This window comes from Mycobacterium sp. E2238 (assembly GCF_001672665.1).
Lineage (GTDB): Bacteria > Actinomycetota > Actinomycetes > Mycobacteriales > Mycobacteriaceae > Mycobacterium.
In genome coordinates this window covers 1-6,446 of sequence record NZ_LZKF01000233.1, presented here as the reverse complement: position 1 = coordinate 6,446, position 6,446 = coordinate 1, and the positions used below count along the sequence as shown (strand labels likewise).

At 69.3% G+C, this 6,446-nt stretch carries 4 protein-coding genes and 1 pseudogene; 2 read left to right on the top strand and 3 right to left on the bottom strand.

From position 1 onward, the window contains the following. A pseudogene (locus tag A5711_RS21310) lies at positions 1 to 557 on the top strand (hypothetical protein); the annotation flags it as partial. Positions 558 to 668: 111 nt separating this feature from the next. Then, the gene (locus A5711_RS21305; RefSeq protein ID WP_067950030.1) at positions 669 to 2,162 is read left to right on the top strand and encodes a serine/threonine-protein kinase; all 1,494 of its coding nucleotides are present in this window, start codon (positions 669 to 671) and stop codon (positions 2,160 to 2,162) included. On the opposite strand, the gene A5711_RS21300 is transcribed toward A5711_RS21305, so the two are convergent. The 3 genes from A5711_RS21300 to A5711_RS21290 form a co-directional block, all read right to left on the bottom strand. Beyond that, entirely contained in the window at positions 2,153 to 3,628 is a 1,476-nt protein-coding gene (locus A5711_RS21300) for an MFS transporter (RefSeq protein WP_067950028.1), read from the bottom strand. The genes A5711_RS21305 and A5711_RS21300 overlap by 10 nt on opposite strands. A 55-nt stretch (positions 3,629 to 3,683) precedes the next feature. Continuing rightward, positions 3,684 to 5,477, bottom strand: coding sequence for an N-acetylglutaminylglutamine synthetase (ngg, locus tag A5711_RS21295; RefSeq protein WP_067950026.1), 1,794 nt, complete (start codon positions 5,475 to 5,477; stop codon positions 3,684 to 3,686). Continuing rightward, positions 5,474 to 6,446, bottom strand: a 973-nt coding sequence (locus A5711_RS21290; protein WP_231987517.1) for an asparagine synthase-related protein, incomplete at its 5' end; no start/stop codon positions are given. The genes A5711_RS21290 and ngg, both read right to left, overlap by 4 nt.

Here is a 6,446-nt window from a genome sequence, read left to right as displayed (position 1 = left end):
GCGAAGACTCCCACGGCCGAACGACGGCGAGCGCCACGCCCACGATGGCCACCAGTGCGGTGGCGGCGACCCCCACCGGCTCCGCGGCCCCGGCCACGAGCACGACAGCGCCGCCGCAGCAGCTATTGACCCTCAGCGGGGTGAGCGGGGTGCTCGCCCAGATGCGGACGCAGTTCGGCGACACGATGGGCTACCAGCTGAACATCTACCAGGATCAGGTGGTGGTCCAACGCCCGGACACCGCGAACGCGCAAAAGATGGTGACCTGGCTGTACCGCGACGGCAATTGGGCGAGCGTCGGGCCCAAAATGGCCGTGTCCTCCCGCCTGGCGGTCGGTGACCTCAGCAAGTTCGACGTGCAGGCGGTCGTCGGCGTCGTGCAGCAGGCGCCCCAGACGCTGCACGTCTACGACGCCAACCGGATCTTCTTAGCTGTCGAATCCCGCAAGGACGGTGACCTGAACTTGCGTATCAACGTCTCCGACGGCGCCCTCAGCGGGTCCATCGCGGTGGCCCCGGACGGCACCGTCGTACAGATCTCTCCCCCGGCCCGCTGATCCCGGCGGCCCACTGATCGCGCGGCCGACACGTGCCGGGACGATGTTGTACGTTTCGTGCGGTGAGGCCAGCGGGCGCTCGCCGCCATGGTCCTTCGATGGGAGTCAGCAGTGACCGGCGCGCAGGACTCGCGGGTGGGCACGATGTTAGGGCCCTACCGGCTCAACCGGCTGCTCGGTCGCGGCGGGATGGGCGAGGTCTACGAAGCCGAGCACACCGTCAAACAGTGGACGGTCGCGCTCAAGCTGATGTCGCACACGTTCAGCCAGGACCCGGTGTTCCGAAAGCGAATGGAGCGCGAGGCCCTCATCACGGGCCGGCTGTTGGAACCCCACGTGGTCCCGATACACGACTACGGCGAAATCGACGGGCAGCTGTATCTCGAGATGCGGCTCATCGAGGGCATCGATCTCGGCAGCCTGATCGAACGGGCCGGGCCGCTGCCGGCACCGCGGGCGGTGGCCATCATCCGGCAGGTCGCGTCGGCCCTGGACGCCGCCCACGCGGCCGGGGTGACCCACCGTGACGTCAAACCGCAGAACATCCTGATCACCGGCGACTACTTCGCTTATCTCGTCGACTTCGGGATCGCCAGCGCGAAGACCGACGAAAAACTCACCCAACTGGGCACCGCGGTCGGCACATTGAAATACATGGCGCCCGAACGGTTTTCCAGCGAAGAGGTGACGCCGCGCGCCGACGTCTACGCGCTGGCCTGCGTGCTCTACGAATGCCTGACCGCGACCCCGCCCTATCGCGCCGACAGCACCGGCATGCTGATCAGCGCCCACATGATGCAGCCCATCCCCAAACCCAGCGAGCAGGGCTCCGGGGTGAGCCCGGCATTCGACGCCGTGATCGCGGGCGGCATGGCCAAGGATCCGATCGAGCGCTATCCCACCGCCGGCGCCCTGGCCGAGGCCGCGCACCGGGCGCTCACCAGCCCCGAGCGCGAACGCGCCGACACGATCCTGCGCCAGAGCGAAATCCTCTCCCCCGCAACACATTCCGCACCGATTAAGCGCAACCGCTGGCCGATCGTGGCCGCCGCCGCGGTGCTCGTCGTCGCCGTCTGCGCGGTCGGGCTCTGGCTCATGCTGAAACCCGACGGCCAGCGGCACGCCAAGGCAACCGTCGCGAAGACCCCGCCGCCGTCGACCGCCGCCCCCAACGGCGACCAGGCCCGGCTGATGAGCCTGCTCCCACCGGGCTACCTGGCCGGCACGTGCACACCGGCGACCCCGGAGTCGGGCAGCGTCTGGGTGCACGCGGTCGCCATGGTCACCTGCGGGCAGAACACCCAGCCCGGCGGTCCCAGCCACGCCACCTACGGGCTGTTCCCGACACCGGACCGGTTGAAGAAGGCCTTCACCGACGACATCGCCAACGTCAGCCTGGTGAATTGTCCCGGCGAGGGCCGCTCACCGGTCAGCTGGCACTACGACCAGACCCCGAACGAGATGGCCGGGCTGATCGCGTGCGGCACCTACAACAATCACCCGAACGTGATCTGGACCAACGACGAGAAGCTGATGCTCAGCGACGTGTCCGGGGACCCGGCCACCGTCGAAGACCTGCACACCTGGTGGGATGCTTACGGTTGATCCCGCCGTTCGGCGTCGGCGTCGTCGACCGTCAGGGGCAAGGCCAGCTCTTCGAGGGGACGGCGTTCGGCCGCGATCCCGAGCCGCAATTCGACCAGCCCCGCGATCGCCATGACGGCGGCGCCCGTCAGGAACGACCACACCACCTGACCGCGCTCCCCGGAATTGATCAGCTGCCCGAACAGCAGCGGGCCGGTGATGCCGCCGATCGCGGTTCCCACCGCGTAGAAGAACGCGATCGCCAGCGCCCTGGTCTCCATCGGGAAGATCTCGCTGACCGTCAGGTAGGCGGCGCTGGCGCCGGCCGAGGCGAGGAAGAACGCGACCGCGAGGACGGCGATGAACGCCCAGACCCCGCCGATCTGGGTCACGAACAGCACCGCCAGGATGGCGGCGACGACCGCGGACCCGATGTAGGTGGCCGTGATCATCGGCTTGCGGCCGATGGTGTCGAAGAGGTGGCCGAGCGCCAGCGGCCCGACGAAATTGCTGAGCGCCCAAAGGATGAAGAACAGCGGCACCTTCCCGGACGGCACCCCGTAGAACCCGCTCAACAGCGTGCCCAGGTTGAACGTCACCCCGTTGTAGAGGAACGCCTGCCCGGTGAACAGCGCCAGCCCCAGGATGGCGCGTTGCGGGTAGAGCTTGAACGCCACCCTGGCGATTTCGCGGAACGAAATCGTCTCGCGCTGGCGGATTTTGAGCTCACGTCCGTGCGGCTCGGGCAGCGGCTCCCCGGTTTCCTGCCGCACCGCTTCCTCGATCTCGCCGACGACCCGCTCGGCCTCCTCGTCGCGGCCATGGATGAACAACCACCGCGGACTCTCCGGGACGTTGCGCCGGACGAGCAGGACGAAGATGCCGAAGATGGCGCCGACGCCGAAGGCGAGCCGCCAGCCGATGTTGGGCGCGAAGTGCGAGGTGTCGAGCAGGACGAGCGCCCCTGCGGCTCCCGCGGCCGAGCCGAGCCAGTACGTGCCGTTGATGATCAGGTCGACGCGGCCGCGCAGGCGCGCGGGGATCAACTCGTCGATGGCCGAATTGATCGCGGCATACTCGCCGCCGATGCCGGCACCGGTGAAGAACCGCGCGGCGAAGAAATACCAAGGGGCGAAAGCGAATGCGGTCGCAACCGTGGCCACCAGGTAGACCGCCAGGGTCAGCATGAACAGATTGCGCCGCCCGAAGCGATCCGTCAGGTGACCGAAGAACAGCGCGCCCAGGCAGGCGCCGGCGATGTAGAACGCGGCCGCCAGGCCGATCTGCGCCGCGTTCAGGTCGATGCCGCTGTCCCGCTCGGTGAGGCGAGCGGACACGTTGCCCACCATCGTGACCTCGAGCCCGTCGAGGATCCACACCCCGCCGAGACCGATGACGACGCGCCAGTGGAATCGAGACCACGGCAGCCTGTCCAACCGCGCCGGCACGCGGGTCGTGATGGTTCCGGTTTGCACGCTTCCGCTCATCTGGCTCCTATCCGAGGTGATTGGAGAATTACCCAAGCCAGGCGCACGGCAAGCCTCAGCCGCGTTCGGCGCGCGATTCCTCGGGGGTCCAGGCCTGCGGCTGGCCCGGGTGGCCGGGGAACAGGAAGTCGATGAACGCCGCGGCGGTGGGCTGCGGTTCGTGGTTGGCCAGTCCCGGTCGTTCGTTGGCCTCGATGAAGGCGTATTCGGCGCCGGTGACGTCGGGCACCAGCAGGTCGATGCCCGTCACCGGGATGCCGATCGCCTCGGCCGCCGTCACCGCGACCCGGCACAGTTCCGGGTTCACCACCGCGGTGACGTCGTGGATCGTGCCGCCCTGGTGCAGGTTGGCGGTGCGCCGGACGCGAAGCCGGGTGCCCTGGGGCAGCACGTCGTCGAGCGTCCAGCCCGCCTCGGCGACCGTCGACTCGGTGAGGTCGTCGAGCGGGATGCGGGACTCGCCGCCGGTGGCCGCGGAACGCCGCCGGCTTTCGGCCGCGATCAGGTCGCGGATGCTGTGCTCCCCGGTGCCGATGATCTCGGGCGGCAGCCGCAAGGCCGCGGCCACCACCCGGCCGTCGATCACCACCAACCGAAGGTCGTCGCCCTGCACGCGCTGCTCGATCAGCACGTCGGGGTATTGCTGGCGGGCGCGGGCCAGGGCGGCGGCGAGCTCCTCGGGACCGTTTTCGGCGGTCACCCCGACGGTGATGCCCTTGCCCTGCTCGCCGCGGGTCGGTTTGACGACGACCTCCCCGACCTCGGTGAGGAAGTTGTAGTCGCCTTCGTCGAAGGTGGCCAGCCGCGCGCGGGGCACCGTGATGCCCGCCTCCGAGACGAGGCGGCGCGTCAGCCGCTTGTCGTCGCAGCGGCACATGGCGACCGCCGAGGTGTATTCGGACAGCGATTCCCGGGTGACGACGCTGCGTCCGCCGTGGGTGAGGCGCATCTCGCCGGTCTCGGCGTCGAGCACCTCCACCCAGATGCCGCGGCGCAGCGCCTCGTCGGCGATGATCCGCGCGTAGGGGTTGAGGTCGTCGACCGTCTCGGGCGGCGGGCTGAAAAGCGGCTCGTTGATGGCGTTCTTGCGCTTGATCGCCAGCACGGGGACGCGACGGAAACCCAGCTTCTCGTACAGGCCGATGGCGGCGGCGTTGTCGTGCGCGACCGACAGGTCCATGTAGGCGCGGCCCGCGTTGCGGAAGCGGTCCGCCAGCGCGCGCGTGAGGGCGGCGCCGATCCCGGGAAGTCCGGCGGCCGGGTCGACGGCCAGCGTCCACAGGCTCGACCCCTGCTCGGGGTCGGAGAACAGCAGTTCGTGGTCGACGCCGGTGACGGTGCCCACCACGGCGCCGTCTTCGTCGCGCACCGCCAGCAGGTAGGTCACCGCGGGCGCGTTCAGGTGGTTGTTCCAGATGACGTCGACCCCGGCCGGGACCATCCCGCAGCGCACGTAGACGCGGTTCATGGCGTCGGCGTCGACGGGATCGTTCAGGGTGCGCACGGTCACGCCGAGCGGCGCGGGCGACAGCTCTTCCGGCGTGGTATCGGTGAAGCGCAGGCGGTAGGTGTGGCTGGGGTCGATGAAGAGCTCGGTCGGCGCTTCGGCGACCACCACGTGGGATTCGCGGGCGTAGATGCAGATGTCGCGGCGCCCGGGCCCCTCCCTGCGCAACGCCTCGACCAGCTGGTGGGCGTCGGCGAAGGTCTGGCCGAAAATAAGCCGGCCCCAGCCCAATTCGAGCTCGACATCCTTGGCCATCGCCTCCACCAGCTCCGGCGGCGAGGCGTCGTGGAGGCCCATCGTGATCGCCTCGGTGTGATCGCCGGGGGGATCGGTCACGGTCATGCCACCGGGCCCGTGATGCCGTGTCGCTGCAGCCAGAGTTCGAGCAGGGCGAGCTGCCAGAGTTCGTTGCCGCGCAACGGCGTCAGCTTGCTGTTGGGGTCGGCCAGCAGCGCGTCGACCGCCTCCGTGCGAAACAGGCCGCGCTCCTTGGCAACTGGTGCATACAGCGCGTCGCGCACCATGTCGAGGTAGGGCCCTTCGAGGTGGGTCAGCGCCGGGACCGGGAAGTATCCCTTGGGCCGGTCGATGACCTCCGACGGAATCACCCGTCGCGCAGCCTGTTTGAGCACGCCCTTGCCCTCGTGGGCGATCTTCAGTTCCGGCGGGCAGGTCGCCGCCAGCTCGACGAGCTCGTGGTCCAGGAACGGCACCCGGCCCTCCAGGCCCCATGCCATGGTCATGTTGTCGACGCGCTTCACCGGGTCGTCCACCAGCATGACGGTGGTGTCGAGCCGCAGCGCGCGGTCGACGCCCGTCTCGGCGCCGGCGCGGGCGAAGTGCTCGGTGACGAAGCGCTCGCTGGGGTCGCCCGGGGCCATGATCCCCGGCCCGAGCAGGCCCGCCATTTCCGCCGAGTCGCGGTCGAAGAAGGCCCCGCGGTACTCGGCGACTGAACCCTGCAGGGAGGCGGCGGCCGGCGAGCCCATCGGCGGGTACCAGTGGTAGCCGGCGAACACCTCGTCGGCGCCCTGGCCCGACTGCACGACCTTCACGTGGCGCGCCACTTCCTGGCTGAGCAGGTAGAAGGCCACGCAGTCGTGGCTGACCATCGGCTCGCTCATCGCGCCGATCGCCCCGTCGAGGGCGGGCAGCATCCGGTCGGTTTCGATGCGGATCTGATGGTGGTCGGTTTCGAAGCGCCGGGCGATGATGTCCGACCACCGGAACTCGTCGCCCTCGACGCCGCCGGCCGACTCGAAGCCGATCGAGAAGGTCATCAGCCCGTGCTGGCCCGCCTCCGCGAGCAGG

What these genes read in the sequence shown, in the direction of transcription:
- A5711_RS21300 (WP_067950028.1), bottom strand. Translation starts at nt 3,628, where the DNA reads ATGAGCGGAAGCGTGCAAACCGGAACCATCACGACCCGCGTGCCGGCG.
- ngg (WP_067950026.1), bottom strand. Translation starts at nt 5,477, where the DNA reads ATGACCGTGACCGATCCCCCCGGCGATCACACCGAGGCGATCACGATG.